We start from the raw sequence: 17,310 nt of genomic DNA on the forward strand, positions 1-17,310 counted from the left end.
GGGTGCCGGTGCGCGGCTCAGGGTTGGCCGGCGCAGCCGATCGAGTCCTGCTCCAGGGGCGAGGATGCGCCGTCGGAGCGGACAATCATGACCTGGATGCAGGTCTCCCCCGTCGGGTTGGGCTTGACCTGGATGCTGGTCTTGGCGGTGGCCTGGAACTCGCCGTTCCCCTTCGGCGAGTAGGTCCGCCACTTGTAGCTGTCCCCGGGCCGCGGCTGCGGGTTGCGCCAGCTGAAGGTCAGGTTCCCGGCGCCGCCGGGCCGGCCGGCGAGGGCGGCCACGTCCGGGACCGTGCCGCTGTCCAGGGCGTCGGCGGGCGGCTTGCTGACCTGCGCCGTCGCCTGCGGGACGGGGTCGGGCCGGGTGGTGCCGGCGATGACGCCGATCACGACCGCGCCGGCCAGCACCGCCCCGCCCACAATCGAGAGCACGAGGTTGCGGCGGCCGTGGCCGGCCGGGGATCCGCTGTCTGCTCCCCCGGCGGAGGCGGCGTCGCCGGGGTCCGCCCCCGGCATGCTTGACCGGTTGACCGTGGCGGCGACGTCGTCGTCCTCCACGGGTCGTGCCGGGGCGGTGCCGAAGACCGGAAGCCCGGCGGGGCGTCCCACGGTGTCCCGGCCTGTGTTCCTCCCCGTGTCCAGGCCAGGGGCGCCCGTGCCGGGGAGCGGGCGGCGGAATGTGGCCGGGTCCTCCGGGACCGGGCCGCCCGGAAACCGGGTGGGGAACGTCGGGGCGTGGCCGGTGGCGTCCGGGTCGATCGCCGCCACGCTGCGGACACGCGTTTCCTCGAAGGTGTCGTCGGGGTGCGGTTCGTCCCCGCGCGGTTCCTCCAGGACCTCGAACGGCGTCACGGACAGGTTCAGCTCGGCTTGGATGCGCTGCAGGGCCAGGGCGAAGGCATGGGCGGAGCTGTAGCGGGAGGCGGGTGATTTGGCCATCGCCGTCGCCAACGCCAGCTCCAGCGATTCCGGCACGTCGGCGCGGCCCAGTTTCGGCAGGGGCAGCGTGGTGATGCGGGAGATGAGTTCGCGCTGGGAGTTGTCCGCGCCGGGCAGCACGAACGGGGACCGGCCCGCCAGCAGCGTGTAGAGGGTGGCGCCGAGCGCCCAGACGTCCACCAGCACGCCGTCGACCTGGCCGCCGCTGAACTGTTCGGGCGGGGACCACGGGATGGACATGCCGGCGTCCTCGTCCTGGCCCCCGGCCAGCGTGCCGGAGATGCCGAAGTCGGTCAGCGCCGGCCGGTTGTAGTCGGTGACGAGGATGTTCGCGGGCTTGATGTCGCGGTGGGCGATGCCGGCGCGGTGGGCGGTTTCGACGGCGGAGGCCACCTGGATGCCGATGGCCAGGACCTCGTCGACGCTGAAGCGCTGGCGGCGGTAGCGGATGTCCAGGCTGGGCCGGGAGCAGTACTCCATGGCCAGGTAGGAGTGGCCCGAGTCGGTGATCTCCGCTTCGAAGATCGTCACGATGTAGGGGTGTGAGGACAGCTGCGCCATCAGGTTCGCCTCGGACTCGAAGCGGCGGCGGGCGCCCTCGGTCTTGAGGTCGGAGAGCAGCACCTTGACGGCGACCTTGCGGCGGGGCCGGTCCTGTTCGTAGAGGTAGACGTCGGAGAATCCGCCGGAGCCGAGCAGGCTGATGTAGGTGAAGCCGGGGATGCTCGGCGGCGGCGCGACGGGACGTTTGGCGTTCACAGCAGCTCCTCGAAACGCAGTTGGATGCCGTCGCCGAGGTCGGCGATGTCGCCGTCGAACAGGATGGCCATCTCGCCCTGGGCGAGCCGCCGCGGGGCCTGGTCCTCGCGCAGCAGCACGGTGCCGTTGGTGGCCTTGAGGTCGCACAGCATCACGTGCCAGCCCTCGAGCCGGACCTCCACGTGCGACCGGGAGATGTCTCCGCTGGGGCTCGCCACCTGGATCAGCTTGGGCATCACCGCGCCCTGGACGCGGGACACCGAGGGCTGGCGGCCCACGATCAGCGACTGGTCAAGGTCGATCAGTTCCCCGGTGGAGAGCCGCATGCGGCCCAGCCGGGGGCGCCGGATCTGCACGCCGTCGCCCTGCAGCGCCTGGCCGCAGAACGCGCACTGCGCGTTCGTCGGCGGGTTGGCGTGTCCCTGCGGGCACATCCGGGCCAGCACCATGGGCCCGGTGGCGGGGGTTCTGCCCTCCGGGGGTGCTGCGGGGGCGGCCGCGGCGCCGGCGGGGTTTCCGGTTTCTTTGAGGTCGCTCTTCATTACGGTTTGTCCGTCGTGGTCGGCGTCGTCGGACCCGGCCGGTGCGGAGTGCGGGGCCGGCCTGCCCGGCTGCGGCACGGCGGGCGGGACCTGCAACGACGGCGGCGCGAGCAGGGACGGCGGGGCCAGGGGTCCGGTGCCGGCCCGCGGGGCGGCCGGCGCTGCCGGGGCCGGGCGGTCACCGCCGGTGCGCCAAGGCACCGAGTCGATCAGTCCGCCGGGCACCGCCGGAGCGGTGGGCGCGGGCGCGGGTTCGGGCTCCTTAGCCGCGGGCGGCGCGGAGGGCGGCAGGACGGACGACGGCGGCTCGGCGCCGGCCGGTCCGGGCACGGCGTCGGCCGGCGCGGGCGCGGGCGCGGGCGCTTCAGCTTCCTCGTCGGCGTCGAGATCCTCGCGCACGGCGGCGTCCTCGATGTTCCGCATCACCGTCTGTTCCCAGAGGTGGTCGTAGCTGCTGGTCGGTTCCTGTTCGGCCGCTTCAGCCGGTGCGGAGGCGGCTTCGGCGCCGGCCGGCGCAGGTCCGGCCGCGGTGGGTTCGGGTTCGGCGGCTTCCGGCTCGTCGTGCCCGGCGGGTTGGGCCGGTCCGGTTTCCGGCGCGCTGTCAGTCGCACCATCCAGGCCCTCGTCGGGAAAGTCCAGCACCGTCTGGGCGGAACTGGCGTCGTCGTCCTGCTCGGCGGCGATGTCGGCCGCAGCCGCGGCCAGCAGCTGTTCCTCGACCTTCGCCGGCACGGCGGCATTGCTGACCGGCGCGATCAGCGCATCAGCGGACACCCCGGCCGGTGACCAGTGCAGCTCCCGGAGCAGGACCACGCCCTCTGCCAGCGGCAGCGCGGGCGCTCCCCAGGCCGGGCCGGTGCCGGCGTCGGGCGCGGCGTCGGTGCCGGCATCAGGGGCGGCGTCAGGAGCGGACAGGGTGTAGCCGTCCGCGGCCGCGAAGCGCCGTTCGGTCCAGGTGGTGACGTCCCGGCCGCTGAGCGCCGAGGTTTCCCCACCGGGCAGCCGGACGTCCAGGTCGATGTCGCCGCGCAGGAACACCTGCAGGGATCCGCGCAGCGAGGCGATGCCGAACCAGGGCAGCCGGGCCAGCGAGCCGCCCGACGCCGCGGTCACGGCGTCCAGGACCTCGTGCACCTCAGGCTGCCGGGCCAGCAGGGACCAGAGAGAATCGAGCAGGGCCGGGTCGGTGCCGGGGCGCAGCAGCACCACGGTGCCGGAGCGGACGACGGCCGGCCAGGTCCCCGGGGTGTAGCTTACGGCCGGGCGCTCAGCGGTCGGCATGGGGCTCCCCGCCCGGGCGGTCCGCTCCGTCCCGGGCCGCGCCGGATTCCGCTGCGGTGCCGGCGACCTGGCCGTCGGGAGCGACGTCGAGCACCTCGGTGCGCGGCAGCGTGGTTTCTTCCTCGGCCTGGTCGGGGGTGCGCGGCGCGGTGTGGGTCCCGTGGTCGCTGGCGACGTTGCTTGCGTCGAGGACGATGCAGGTCACGTTGTCCCGGCCGCCGCTGCGCAGGGCCGCCTGGATCAGCTCATCGACGGCGGCCTGCGGGTCCGGCTGGGCCGCCAGGATGCCGGCGATCCGGTCGTCGTCGAGTTCCCCGTTGAGCCCGTCCGAGCAGACCAGGATCCGGTCCCCCTCTTCGACGGGCAGCAGCCAGTAGTCGGCCTCCGTCTCGTCGCCGGTGCCGAGGGCACGGGTGACGACGTGGCGGCGCGGGTGGACCGCGGCTTCGGCCCGGCTGATCTCGCCGGCGTCGACGAGTTCCTGCACCTCCGAGTGGTCCACGCTGACCTGGCTGAGTTTGCCCTGGCTGAGGCGGTAGGTGCGCGAGTCGCCGATGTTGAGCACCAGCCAGTAGGGCACGCCGTTCTGCTCCACGACGACGACGCCGGAGAGCGTGGTGCCGGCGCGGGAGCCGGTTGCGTCGCGGATACCGGCGTCGGCTTCGAGCAGGTATTCCTGGACGACGGCGGCCGTGGCGTCCCGCCCGCCTGAGGCGAGCTGCGGGATTCCGGCGAGGGTGCGCACGCAGATGCCGCTGGCGATTTCACCGGCCTCGTGGCCGCCCATGCCGTCGGCGACAGCGTAGACGGGGTCGGAGGCGATGAAGGAGTCCTCGTTCATCTCGCGGCGCAGCCCGCGGTCGGTGCCGTAGCCGCAATCGAGCCGCAGGCTCTGAACACTGCTCTGAACACTGCCGGGGACACTGCTCTCAACACTGCTGGGAGCGTTGCCGGAGGCGGGTCCGGGAGGGGCTGCTGCCCCGGCGGGAGGTACGGATGCCGGCTGGGATGTCATGCCTGTCCTAGGTAGAAGGAGCGGTCACCGAAGTGCACGGTGGATCCGGGGCGTACGTGGGTAGGTTCCCCGGGCGCCAGGGCGGTGCGGATGCCGTCGGGGGTGGTGACGGCGCTGCCGTTGGTGGAGTTGCGGTCCGTCACCCAGATGCCGCCGTTCCCGGCCAGCACATGGAGATGGGTCTTGGAGATGGAGCGGCCCGGGTCGGCCACGGGCAGCAGCTGCACCGCTTCTTCGCCGGGGTGTCCTGCCGGGTTGCGGCCGATCAGCATTTCCCGGTCGAGTTCAACTTCCCGGCCGTCGTCGATCCGGATCCGCGGCACCGCCAGGGTAACGGGGGCGGTGCTGTCGCCGCGGACCTGGGTGCGGTCGTGGTCGTCGTCCGGATGCGGGCTGAAGGCCCGGCTGTTCACGGCGTGGCTGCGTGCGGCCTCGATCGGTGCCTGCCCGGCCGGGACCTGCCGGACCGGGGCAGGCGCGAAAGCGGCCGTCCCGGCGGCCGGCTGGGCGGCCGGCTGGGCGGGAGGCTGCTGCGCGGGGGCCGGCTGCACGGGGGCCACCGGTGCGGCGGGCGCGGCGAGCCGTGCCGCGCCGGCCACCGGCGAGGCGACCTGCTGCACCGGCGGGAGGTCCAGCGGAGCGAAGCTGTAGGGGCCCTGGATGCCGCCGGTGGTGATCGGGTTCCGCCCGGCCTTGATGTCGAAGACCAGGGTCTTGGCGGCGGTGTCGTGCCAGCCGCGCAGTTTGTGGTTGGCGTCCCAGGTGTTGGAGACCACCACGACGACGGCCCAGGCCGCGCCGAGCAGGGCGAGCGGACCGAGGATCCAGGGCGCCGCGGCAAACCATTGGAAGACCACCACGAGGACGGCGGCGAGGACGGTGAGCAGCACGCCGGCGCCGGTGAGCAATCCGCGCAGGAAGACCGCTCCCCCGCCGGGAGCGTAGCCGTCGGCGTCGGCGGTGCGGATTCCCACGATGCGGTTGCCCAGGGTGGTTCCCGACCGGCCCTCAAGCACCGCCTGCACCACAAGGTAGGCCACGGTAATGCCGACTCCGATGCCGCCGAAGAGCACCAACGACGAGGTGTCGTAAATGATGGTCCCGCCGCTGCGCGTCCGGGTCACGCCGGCGAAACCGAGCGTGAAGAGCACCGCGAGCAGGATGACGGGCCCCGTCCAGTCCAGCACGGCGGCGCCGAGCCGCTTTCCGGCGTCGGCGGGAACAAGTTCCAGCTTGTGTGGCAAAACGGCGCCTCCCCCTTGTGCGTTCGGACCCGGATGGTGCGGACCCTGACCGTGCGGCGCCGCGGCCGGCGCTACCGGGATAGTACCGGGTGCAGGGTCCGGGCGGCGGGCATTGCGGGCCGCCCGGTTGCTCAGCGGCGCTCCGCAGGTGGTGCAGAACGCGGCGCCGGGGCGGACCGGCTGGTGGCAGCGCGGGCAGCGCTCGACGTCGTCGCTCATGGTTCGGTGCGGATCTTCCTGGCTGGTCACTGCGGTTCCTGGTTCGGGCCGGGCTCCACTGTACTAGCTGGGCCGAACGCGGCCGGGTCAACCGCGGCCGGTCCGGCCCCGGACGCTCCGCCCGCACCGGCGGCACCGGACCGGTTCCGGACCGGCAGCACCGGCCGGAGGCCGCGCAGCTTCAGGGCCGCACGTCCGTCGGCCAGCAGCGACCGCGGCGAGAAGCGCGCCTGCTGACGCCGCCAGAACCCCAGCGACCCGGTCATTTCCTTGAGCGAACCGTCCACGATCTGCCAGTACTCGCGGACCTGGTCCTCGCTGGGCTGCCCCGCGCCGAAGATCGCGGCGTCGGCCCGGCTCGCGAGCAGGGTCGTGGTGTCCCGGCTTGCCGGGAACGCCTCGCCGAGCACGGCGGCGGACTCCCGCCGGGTGGCGCGGGCGTCCACGCCGGCACCGAGGTCGGTCGCCAGGCTGACGACCTCGTTCCAGCCGCCGCCCACGCGCTGGGCGGGGTGGCCGTCCGTGAAGCGCGCCTTCCGCCGCCGCGACTTCAGCAGCGCGATCAGCAGCAGCGGCAGCGCCAGGATGGCGACCGGGATCAGCGCAGTGCCGATCGCGGCGAGCAGCGGGCCCCAGAACAACCAGGGGTTGTTCTTCTTCTCGTCGGCGTCGAGCGCGTCCGGCGCCGAGTCCGGCGGCAGCTCCGCCGGTTCCTGCGGCGGGGGCGGCGGCTGCAGGACCTGCGGTTTGGGCTTGGACTTGGTTTCCGGATCCGGCGGGATCGGCACGTTGTCCTTCGGCGGGGTGGGGTCGAAGGACACCCAGCCCACCCGGTCGAAGGCGACCTCCACCCAGGCGTGCACGTCCTTGCCGGTAATCTGCACCTCGCCGGCGCCGTTCTCCGGGCTCTTGGGGTCCGGGTAGAACCCCATCACCACGCGGGAGGGAATGCCCAGGTGGCGCAGCATCAGGGACATCGCCACTGCGTACTGTTCATCGTCGCCGAGCATCTGCTTGGCCGTGAGCAGGTTCCGGATCCGGCCGGCGCTGTGGCCCGAGACACTGGGCAGCTGCCCGTCGGCGATCAGCCCGTTGCTGAAGGCGCCCTTTTTCTGGAAGTGCGCCTCGATCTGGCGGACCCGGTCGATCGCGGTGGGCGCGTCGGCAGCGAGGTCGTTCGCCTGCGAGCCGACCACCGGCGGGACTTCCGCCGGGTCCGGCAGCGGGATCTTGGCGAAGTCGTACTGGGTGAGCTGGCCGTGTTCGAGCCGCACCGGGTCGGCCACCTGGACGCTGTAGGAGTCCCCCTTGGCCAGTCCCCGCGTGGTGACGGCGGTGTCCGTGCCGGCGTTGAAGTACAGCCCCGACGCGGCACCGCTGCCGTCCCGGTCGAAGCTGATCCCGGTGGTTTTGCGGCCGCCGGGCAGGAAGTAGCCCTGGTAGTCCTCGATCGTGATGCCCAGGGTGTAGTTGTTCGTGGGCACGATCCCGGTGGTGTCGGCCAGAGTGTTCAGCGACTTCGCGTCACCGACCTTGCTGAAGCTGCCGGAACCGTTGGGGTCCATGTTGTAGTTGGTGCCGTTGAAGGAGTCCAGCGCCGCGAGCCGGACCCGGGCGTCCTTGGGCAGGCCCTTGACCAGGAAGAGGTTGTCGTCCTTCTTGTCCTTGACGAGGTTCCGGAAGCTCGCCAGCGGGGTGATGTAGTCCTTCGGGTCGAACGGCGGCACGATCGTGGTGCGGAGCACCTTCCGGTCGTCGGCGGCGGTCACCAGCGGGGAGGCGACGGCGGTGACGGCGACGGCGGCGGCGATCACCGCCGCGGCGGTGCCGGTGCGCCGCAGCCGCGCGGTGCGCAGCGCGGACTGGTCGGCCTCCGGCCGGTTGACCGAGACGGTGCGGGTGTCGTTGCGGCGCAGGGCGTCGCGGCGGAATGTCGCCCAGGCAATCGCGACGACGGTCAGCGCGATGCCGCGTTCGACCGTCAGGAAACCGGCGCTGGTGCTGAAGGCGATGCCGGTGACGAACAGCACCAGCACCGGCAGCAGCGGCCAGTACGGGCTCTTCAGCCGCCAGCTGAGCAGCCCGGCGGCGAGGGCCGTCAGCAGCGAACTCAGGAACGGCACGATCAGGGTGCCGCCGGCGGTGCCGACCGGCACGCCGACGGTGAGCATGTCCTTCCACGCGAAGACGACCCCGGCCAGCAGGGTCCGCAGCGATTCCAGGCTCGGCAGCACGCCGGCGATCGACGCGTCCGGGACGGCAAGCGCGGTCCCGAAGACGAGGTACCCGGCCAGCGCCAGCGCGGCGGTGATCAGGGCGCCGAGCCGGAAGTGGACCTTCGCGGCAGCGACGCCGAGCCCGAGCACGATGCCGCCGAACCCGGCAACCAGGTAGTACGGGTCCCCGCCGAAGCTGGGGCTGAACCCGAGGACGCCGAGGCCCAGCAGCACGGTGAGCGCTCCGGCGTCGAGCGCGAAGTGCCACGCCGGCTGGCCGGCGAAACCGGAGCGGCGCGGGGCCGGGGCACTCCGGCGCGGGCGGAGGCCGGTCGGGGCGCTCATGCGGCGGCCTTGCGGAGCACGATGGCGAGTTCGGAAAGGTCGCCCAGGGTCAGGACGGTGAGGTCGGCGATGTTGGCCCGGGCGGGGGCGGCGCCGGCATGGACGCGGACTGCCAGGCTGCGCACACCCGGCGGCACCGAGGCCGCGGCGGAACGCAACTGGGAGGGGGTGACGTTGCTGCCGACGACCAGGAACACCACGGAGGCGTTCGGGACGGTGTCGGCCAGGCTGCGGGCCAGGTCGACGGCGTCCTTGCGCGCCGGGGCGCCCACGATCCGGGTCAGGCTGTCCAGCAGGTTCCGGCCGGTCTCGCAGCGCAGCGGACCCTGTTGGGTGAGTACGTCGAGGTCGCGCTGCTCCCGGATGGCCTGCAGCCCGATCGAGCCGGCGGCGGAGACCGCGAGTTCGAACTCCTCCTCGGAGGCGTACTCGTCGGTGTTGGTCGAGAGCGCGACCGCCAGGTGGGCGCGGCGGGTTTCCTCGAACTGGCGCACCATGAGCTTGTTTGTCCGGGCGGTGGTTTTCCAGTGGATGTGCCGGCGGTCGTCGCCCGGTACGTAGTCGCGCAGGGCGTGGAAGGAGACGTCGGCGCTGGAGAGTTCGGTGGTGGGCATGCCTTCGAGGTCGCGGATGAAGCCCGCGGCGGAGCCGCCCAGGGCCACGGTCTTGGGGTGCACGTACAGGTCCTCGGGTTCGGTCCACAGCACCTGCCGGCGGAGCAGGTGCAGCGGGTCGGCGCGGACCGAGCGGACCGGGCCGACGACGATCACGGCGCGGCGGGCGGTGGGGATGGTGAAGAGGTCCTCGTGCGCCTGTCCGGGTTTCATCCGGGGCAGGTGGAACACGGCGGTGGCCGCCCCGACCGGAAGTTCCAGCGCGGCGGGCAGCAGCGGACGGGCCGAGGTGTTGGTGACCGTGATGCTGCCGACGGCGCTGTCCCCCACCGCCACGCGGGTCCGGGCCAGGTCCAGCAGCACCCCGTAGGAGGAGCGGCCCAGGATGAATCCCACCGCGAGGAGCAGCAGCACAAAGGCGGCGATCGCGGCGGCCTTGGCTTCCTGCCAGCCGTACGCCTGGCCGAGGGTCCACAGCAGCACCGCGCCGGCCAGCACGGCCCAGCCGAGGACGCTGACGACGGAGAGCACCGGCGCCACGTGGCGGCGGAAAAGGTCCCGGACGGCGCGCCCGGCGGGGGCGAGCGCCAGGGCGGCGGTGCTGCTCGCTTCGGACCAGACGGCTCCGGGGTGCAGCCGGGCGGGCGTGCCGGCCCGGGACAGCGGCTTTTTCAGGCGTTCGGTAAACCGGGTGAACGCGGTGCCGGTGGACATATGGGTGCCTTTGTTCGTGCATGGGCGGGGCCGGGGCCCCGCTGTGTGGGCGGACGGTGGCCGGGCCGGAGATGGCCCGGTCCGGCGGAGGGGTTTTTAGACAGCGGCGCGCTGCTGCGGGGCGGCGACCTCGGCCAGCACGCGGGACAGGACGGCGTCGGCCGTGGCGCCGGAGAACTCCGCTTCCGGGTCCATCACCAGGCGGTGGGTCCAGACGACGGCGGCGAGGTCCTTCACGTCGTCGGGCAGGACGAAGTTCCGGCCCTGGCTGGCGGCCCAGACCTTGGCGGCGCGGACCATGGCCAGGGCGCCGCGCACGGAGACGCCCAGGCGGGTCTCCGGGGCGTTGCGGGTTTCCTCGCAGAGCCGGGAAATGTATTCCAGCACCGCGGTGTCCACATGGGTGGTGGCAGCGAGGTCGGCCATGTCCGCGACGGCCTGGGTGGTGATGACGGCGCCGATCTCCCGGGAGCGGTCCTTGAGGTTGGCGCCGCCGAGCAGCTGCACCGTGGAGGCGTGGTCCGGGTAGCCGATCGAGGTCTTGATCAGGAAGCGGTCCAGCTGCGCTTCGGGCAGCCGGTAGGTGCCGGCCTGCTCGATCGGGTTCTGGGTGGCCAGGACCATGAACGGCCGGCCGGCCTCGTAGGTCGCCCCGTCCACCGTGACCCGGGATTCCTCCATGACCTCCAGGAGCGCCGACTGGGTCTTGGGCGAGGCCCGGTTGATTTCGTCGGCGAGGACGATGTTGTTGAAGATCGGGCCCTTATGGAATTCGAACTGCTGGGTCTTCTGGTCATAGATGGTCACACCGGTGACGTCGGAGGGCAGCAGGTCCGGGGTGAACTGGATGCGGTTATTCGAGCCCTGGACGGTGGCGGCGAGGGCGCGGGCGAGGGAGGTCTTGCCGGTGCCGGGTGCGTCCTCGAAGAGCACGTGTCCCTCGGCGAGCATCGCCGTGAAGGTCAGCCGGATGACGTGGGACTTGCCCAGTACCGCCTGGCCCACGTTGGCGACGAGCTTCTCAAAGGTGCCGGCAAACCATTCGGCCTGCTCAGTGGTCATCGTCATGGGGTGGTCCTGTTCTGTTCGGGTAAAGCGTCGAGGTGTCCGCCGGCCGCGGCTTCCTGCTGGTGTCCGGCGTTTAGTTTAGGTGAGGGTCTGGCGGTCAGGGGCCCGGCATCCCCGCGGGCGGGTTTGTGCCGAGGCTGGTGGTGTCGCCGCGGGCATAGTTGCCGTCGGCCGCGCCCGAGGTTAGGTGGTACCAGACCCTGCCGTTCCACACCACGTAGCGGTCGGCCTGCGCCGTATAACCGGTGTCAAACCACTTGCCCGGGCTGATGCACTTGTCCGGGTTGGTGTTCCGGTAGCTGTTGGTGCCGCTGTTGGGCTCCGTGCACGTCCGGACCGGGGTAGCCCGGATGTCCCATGAGGTGGGCTGCGGCGGCTTCGGCTCGGCACCGCTGCGGGAGGTGTCGCTGCCGATCCGGCCGGGCTGGCCGGCGCTGATGGCACGGACGCGCAGCGTGTGGGTTTCGCTGTACCCCACGCTCTTGGAGAAGGAGCGCTGCTGCGTGGACTGCCAGCCTCCGCCGTCGAGGCTGTACTGGTAGCCGGTCACCGCCCGCCCGTTGCCGTTGGGCTCGTTCCAGGTCCAGGACACGGTCTTGTCCCCGGGGCCGGCGCTGCCGCTGCCCTTGACGTTGGGGGCGAAGGCGAGCCCGTAGGGGTTGACCGTGTTCGAGGGCCTGCTGGCGTCACCTGCGCTGGAACTCCGCGATGAGACGGCCCACACGACGACGGCGGTGGCAGTCCCGTTGGGGGCCGCCACAACCTCGCCGCCGGCCCGGATGCTGCCGCTGCCGCTGCCCGAGGTCAGTTTGTACCGGTAGGTGATTTCCGACTCGCTGGATCCGTTGCGCTGCGCCGCGGTGAGCGGCGTGAAGCGGACGTTGATCTTTCCGCCGTCGCCCGCGGTGTCCACGAGGGACGCCGTCGGGGCGCTGACCATAGCGGGTTTGCCCACCGCGCGGACCGCTGCCGACTGGGCGCTCGTCCCGGAGGTCCCGGCCTTGTTGGTCGCGGAGACGGTGAAGGTGTAGTCAGACTCGGAGTTGTCGACCGTGACGTTCTGCGTCGTCCCGGTGAGTCCCTGTTGCGTGGCCACGACGGCCCCGCCGCGCAAGGTGGTGAGCGTGTAGGAGGAGATGGCGTCGCCGTTGTTGTCCGGGGCCGTCCAGTTCACCCTGAGCTGGCTCTGGGTGCCGACGGAGGGGGCGGCCGTGGCACTGGGTGCCGCCGGGGTGGCCGGTTTGCCCGCGGGCGTTTCCGCTGCCGAGTAGGCACTCCATTCGGAGGGTTCCTTGGCGTCGTTGCGGGCCAGGACGCGGACCTTGTAGGCCACGCCGTTCTCCAGGCCCTTCCAGACGTAGCTGGTGGAGGTCAGGTTCTGGAGCTGCGCGTTCTGGCCCGGCGGTGCGGGCGAGATCTCCAGGTCGTACGACTTAACCGGGGACCCCTTGGAGGCGGGGGCGGTCCAGGCGACGGAGAGCTGCTTATCGCCGAACTTCAGCGACGGCGCGGCGGGGGTATCCGGCTTGACGTCCGGGCGCACCTCGGCCGACGCCGGGGACCGCTCGGATTCGTCGATGGCGTTGGTTGCCGTGACCTGGAAGTGGTACTTGGTGTTGTTGGTCAGCCCGGTCAGGGTGCAGGAGTTGGCCGGGCAGTCCTGCCGGAAGCCGTTGTCGCCATAGACGGTGTACTTGGTGATCGGAGAGCCGCGGTCCGCCGGCGCCGTCCAGTTCAGCAGGGCGGTGCCGTCACCGACGCTGGACGCCAGTGGCGTCGTGGGGGCCTGCGGCTTGTCCTTGACGGTCAGCCGGATCCGGGCGGTGGCCTGCCGGGACGGGTCGCCGGTCTTGTCGGCGACCGTGTAGGACACCACCATGGTCCCGGAGAAACCTTCGGCCGGGGTGACCACGACGTTGCCGCCGTCGACCCCGACGTTCCCGGATCCGGTCTCGGTGGTCGCCGCCACGATCTTCAGCGGCGTCTCCGGGAACGGGTTGGCGTCGTTGGCCAGCACCGGAACGGTGACGGGCTTGCCGGCGGCGGCATTCGGCTCGACGTCGTCGTTGGCCACCGGCTTGGGCCGGTTGGAGGCTGTTGCCGTCAGCTGGTAGGTCGCCGTGGCTTCCAGTCCGCGGCGGTCCTTGGCGGCGACCTGAACCGCGCCGGTGGCTCCGGCCTCGGTGCCGTCCTTGGCGGACACCTTGAGGGTCTTGCCGTCGATGGACGCGTTGAATCCGGCCGGGACGTTTCCGGCCAGTTCGTACTTCATGTTCTCCACGTCGCCGTCGTCCGGGTCGGTGGTGAGCGGTGTCAGGTCGGTGACGACGGTGTCGCTTTCGGGCACGTCCAGCTGGCTGCCCAGCAGTTCCGGCGGGTTGTTCCGGTTCGGGTCGGGAAGCACCTTGGTGCGGATGCTGAGCGTGGATTTCAGGCCGGCCGGATCGTCCGGGCCGGTGCCGTCGGTGACTTCGAAGCTCAGCGAGCCGGGGCCGGCGTAGTCCTTCCCGGCCGTGTACTTCAGCGCGGTGCCACCGTTGGCGACGGGGTCAGAGCCGTCGGCGCCGATCAGCTTGATCCGGTCCGTCTGGGTGATCCGCGGCGAGCGGCCCTCGCGCACTTTGACCCATTCCTTCAGGTCCACGGTGACGGACTGGCCCGCGACGACTTCCACGACCTCGTCCTTGGCCAGGGTGGGGACCTGCTGCCCCAGGCCGGGGACCCAGACGATCGCGGTGGACTTCTGCCCGTCGACGTCCTCGACGGTGTACGGGATCAGCTGCGGCTGCTCGGTCAGTTCCACGATCAGGGTGCCGTCGGGGCCGGGCCGGGCGGTCTTTGCCTCGGTGCCGACCTTCAGGTTTTCACCGACGCCGTCGGGGTCTTCGTCGTTCTTGAGGACCGGCACATCGACGGCGGTCTTGCCAAGCGTCTGCGCGGACGTGACCCGGTCGTCGCGGGCGATCGGGGCCTGCAGCGGCACGTTCTTCTGCACCTTGACGGCGACGGCGGCCTGCGCGGTGGCACCCCGGTCGTCGGCGACCTTGTAGCGTACGTTGACGGTGCCTTCCTGGTTCGGGGCGAGCAGGATAATCCGGCCGCTTTGCTTGCTGTCCGTGGCCTGCAGTTCGGCGGCGGCCTCGATGCCGTTGGTCAGGATCCGGATCGGGTCCCCGTCGGGGTCGGTGTCGTTGCCGGCGGCGTCGACGGCGATCTGCCGGCCGGGGCGGACGGCGACGGTGTCGTCCACCGGCGTCGGCTTCTGGTTGGTTTCCCCGCGCGGGGCGATGCCGACGGTGACGGTGCCGGTGTTCACGGCGCCCTGCCGGTCCACGACCTTGTAGCGGAAGGTGTCCGTTCCGGCGCCGTCGCCGGCGGCGGTGAAGTCGATGAAGGTGCTGCCGGAGGTGGCGGTGCCCATCGAGGGGGTGCTGTCGATGCCGGTGAGCTGGACCGAGTCGCCGTCGGGGTCGATCCCGTCGAGTTCGACCGGGATCCGGACCGTGCCGCCGGCGACGACGCGGGCGGTGAGGTTCTTCGGCTGCGGGCGCGAGTTTTCGGCTCCGTCCAGCGGCAGGATGTGGATGGTGACGGCGGCGGCGCTCTTCTGGCCCTGCGGGTCCACGGCGTTGTAGATGGCCCGGACGGTCTTGGGCACGGCGCCGGCGATGAAGCGGAGCGTGTTTTCGGAGACGAAGCTCTTGCCGTCGGCGGCGGGGACGGGCTGCGGCAGCACCGGGTCCACGGTCAGCTTGGCGCCCTGCGGGTGCGTGTCGTTGGCCAGGACGGGGATGGTGACGACGTCGCCGGCGCGCACGTTCACCTCGTCCGGTTTGGGCTGCGGGGCCTCGACCACGGCGGGGGCCGGGACGGGGACCACGGAGACGCTGCCGGTGGCGGACTTGGTGCCGTTGGACATGGTGTAGCGGAAGATGAACGGGTCCTTGCTGCCGCTGATGTCGGTGACCCGCAGCACGGCGTGGTCGATCACGCTGACCGAGGCCGTGGCGTTCTCCGGCAACTGCACGGACTGCAGCACCAGCACTCCCCCGGCGGGGTCCGAGTCGTTGGCGAGCGGGTCCACCAGGACGCTGCCGCCGGCCGGGAGCAGGGCAACGTCGTGCACGGCCACGGGGTCGCCGGTGTCCTTGCCGGATTCGACGTCGACGCGGATCAGCCCCTGGGTGCTTTGCGGGCCGTTGCTGGCGATGTAGGTCAGGTAGACCGGCCCGGGGGTGTCGCTGCGGAAGGTGAAGGTCCCGCCGTCGGTCACCGGGCCGAGCTGGGCGGTTCCGGCCGCCTCGACCTGGGCGAGGCGCAGCGCGCCGCCGTTGGGGTCTACGTCGTTTTTCAGCGGGGCGATGACGAGGTCCTGGCCGACGACGGCGGTGACGTGGTCCGCGTTGACCACCGGCTGCAGGGCTCCGGGGGGCTGGACGTTGACGATGACCCGTCCGGTGGTGGTGGCGCGGCCGTCCCAGACCGTGACGGTGACGGTCTTCTTGCCAGGGGCGGCGCCGGCGTCCTGGTAGCTGAGCAGTCCGTCGCGCCGGACCTTGACCTGGTCCTGGTCGTTGTCCGCCTTGGCGTCCAGCAGCACCAGGTCGTCGCCGTCGGGGTCGGTCCAGTCGGTGAGGATGTTCTGGCTGACCGCCTTGCCCTGCTCGACCAGCATGGTAGTGGGTTCGCCGCGTTTGAACAGCGGCGGCTTGTTCTCATCCGGGCCCACGACGTTGAGCGTGATGCTGCCGGCGGCGGAGAGGCCGCGGCCGTCCGCGGCGTTGTAGCCGAAGGTTTCGGTGCCGGGCTGCGCGTCGGCCGGAACGGTGATCTGGAACGCCGTGCCGCCGTAAATGTTCTGCAGCTGCCCGGAGTCGGGGCCGTTTCCGGCGAGGGAGGCGGTGAGCACGTCGCCGTCGGGGTCGGAGTCGTTGTCCAGCACCGAGAGCACCGTGGTGCGGCCCGGGCGGACGCCGACGGCGTCGGGCCGGGTTTCCGGCGGCCGGTTGGGCTTGGTGCGGTCCGGGAGGACGTTGATGGTGTTGTTGTCCGCGGACTCCTGGTCCTGGTCATCCGACTGGTTTTTGGGCGGGATGACGTCGTCCCAGTTGTTCACCAGCTGCATGTTCTGGTTCACCAGCCACACATTGCCCGAATTCACATCGTTGAGCACCACCAGGTCCCGGTTCACCCGGAACACATACGACGGCGACGCAGACGCCTTCGGCACCGCCACATTCTTATCATCCGCATCGCTGGAGCAGTCCCGGACATACTTATTCGCCCCCGACCACGCCGCATGCACACACCCGGCCAGCTGCACCGGAGCCGCCGGCACCCCCTGCCCGCCAAAGGTGACGGTCTTCGCCGTCGACCCGTCCAGCGGCTGCTCAACCAACGCCTTCGACGTCGCCACGGCCACCGCATCCGCACCCGGACCCGGCTGCTGCAGCCGCGCCTCCGCCGCATCCGCCAGCGCCACCTCACGCCCGCCCGGCAACAACAACTTCCCCCGGCCCGCATCGAGGACCACCGGCCGGTCCCCCACCACGGTCAACTGGATGCTCCCGGCACCCTTCAGGGCCTCCCACGTGCTGGCCTGCGACTCCGTGACCGCACCGTCCGCATCCACAGCCGTCACCGTCACCAGCCCGGAGACCGGGTCGGCGCTGTAAATCCGGTCATCGGAACCCACCGCCGACACGGTGCCCTGCGACCCCGTCACCACCGGGTCCAGGTTCTCCTCATCAAAACCATTCACCGTCGACGGCGACAACGCCCACACCCGGCCACGCCCCGGATCCGTCACCGCAATGACCTTCGACCCGAAACTCACCACCGCCGAACCCGGCAACTTCTTATCCCCGCCCAACCGCATCTGCGCCGCCGACACCTGGTTCAACGTCGAACCCGCAGCATCATCCACAAACACGGTCCCGGCATCCTGCAACACATCAAACGACGTCGACGCCGGCGTCACCGCACCATCAAGAACCCGCGACGGATAATTCAACCGCCCCACCGCGTTCTTCGACTTCGACACCACCCACACACCGCCGTCGTTCAACTCCACCTCAGCGGTCTTGAACCCCGGATACAACACCGCAGCCACCACCAACACCACACCCGCCACCACAAAAGCGGCAGCAGACAAAAGGTTGCGGCGCGCCCGCAGGCGCGGCGTCGACAAACCCGGCTTCCTGGTTCCCAGCATGGCAAAAAGTCGTGTCACAGCGTCAGATTTTCCCTCAGAATTGCGGTGGTAGCTCCCCCGGCGGACCTCAGATCAGGCCCCCACGTCCCGCGACAGCCTACCCAACGACGCCCGGGAGCGCGATGGGGAGGACTGCCCGCT

The 17,310-nt window shown here is 71.3% G+C and carries 8 protein-coding genes; all 8 read right to left on the reverse strand.

Annotated features, from left to right (window positions below):
* Window positions 1–17: 17 nt before the first annotated feature.
* Window positions 18–1,697 carry a protein kinase domain-containing protein gene (locus tag ACTWLI_RS01140; protein WP_445154900.1) on the reverse strand — a complete coding sequence of 560 codons (1,680 nt, stop codon included), beginning with the start codon at window positions 1,695–1,697 and terminating at the stop codon, window positions 18–20.
* Window positions 1,694–3,520: an FHA domain-containing protein gene (locus ACTWLI_RS01145; RefSeq protein ID WP_445154901.1), complete on the reverse strand. Its 1,827-nt coding sequence runs from the start codon at window positions 3,518–3,520 to the stop codon at window positions 1,694–1,696. The genes ACTWLI_RS01140 and ACTWLI_RS01145 overlap by 4 nt, the downstream gene beginning before the upstream one ends.
* Window positions 3,507–4,535: a PP2C family protein-serine/threonine phosphatase gene (locus ACTWLI_RS01150; protein WP_445154902.1), complete on the reverse strand. Its 1,029-nt coding sequence runs from the start codon at window positions 4,533–4,535 to the stop codon at window positions 3,507–3,509. The genes ACTWLI_RS01145 and ACTWLI_RS01150 overlap by 14 nt, the downstream gene beginning before the upstream one ends.
* Window positions 4,532–5,998: an RDD family protein gene (locus ACTWLI_RS01155; RefSeq protein WP_445156082.1), complete on the reverse strand. Its 1,467-nt coding sequence runs from the start codon at window positions 5,996–5,998 to the stop codon at window positions 4,532–4,534. The genes ACTWLI_RS01150 and ACTWLI_RS01155 overlap by 4 nt, the downstream gene beginning before the upstream one ends.
* A 26-nt stretch (window positions 5,999–6,024) precedes the next feature.
* Window positions 6,025–8,559, reverse strand: coding sequence for a transglutaminase-like domain-containing protein (locus ACTWLI_RS01160; protein ID WP_445154903.1), 2,535 nt, complete (start codon window positions 8,557–8,559; stop codon window positions 6,025–6,027).
* A complete protein-coding gene (locus tag ACTWLI_RS01165; RefSeq protein WP_445154904.1) occupies window positions 8,556–9,887 on the reverse strand; it encodes a DUF58 domain-containing protein in 1,332 nt (443 codons plus the stop codon). The genes ACTWLI_RS01160 and ACTWLI_RS01165 overlap by 4 nt, the downstream gene beginning before the upstream one ends.
* A 96-nt stretch (window positions 9,888–9,983) precedes the next feature.
* Window positions 9,984–10,955 (reverse strand): AAA family ATPase, encoded by a 972-nt coding sequence (locus ACTWLI_RS01170; RefSeq protein ID WP_445154905.1) that lies wholly within the window; start codon window positions 10,953–10,955, stop codon window positions 9,984–9,986.
* 97 nt (window positions 10,956–11,052) lie between these two features.
* Window positions 11,053–17,169, reverse strand: a complete 6,117-nt coding sequence (locus ACTWLI_RS01175) for an Ig-like domain-containing protein (protein ID WP_445156083.1) — start codon at window positions 17,167–17,169, stop codon at window positions 11,053–11,055.
* Between the last annotated feature and the right edge of the window lie 141 nt (window positions 17,170–17,310).

It is taken from the genome of Arthrobacter sp. Hor0625 (genome assembly GCF_052567525.1).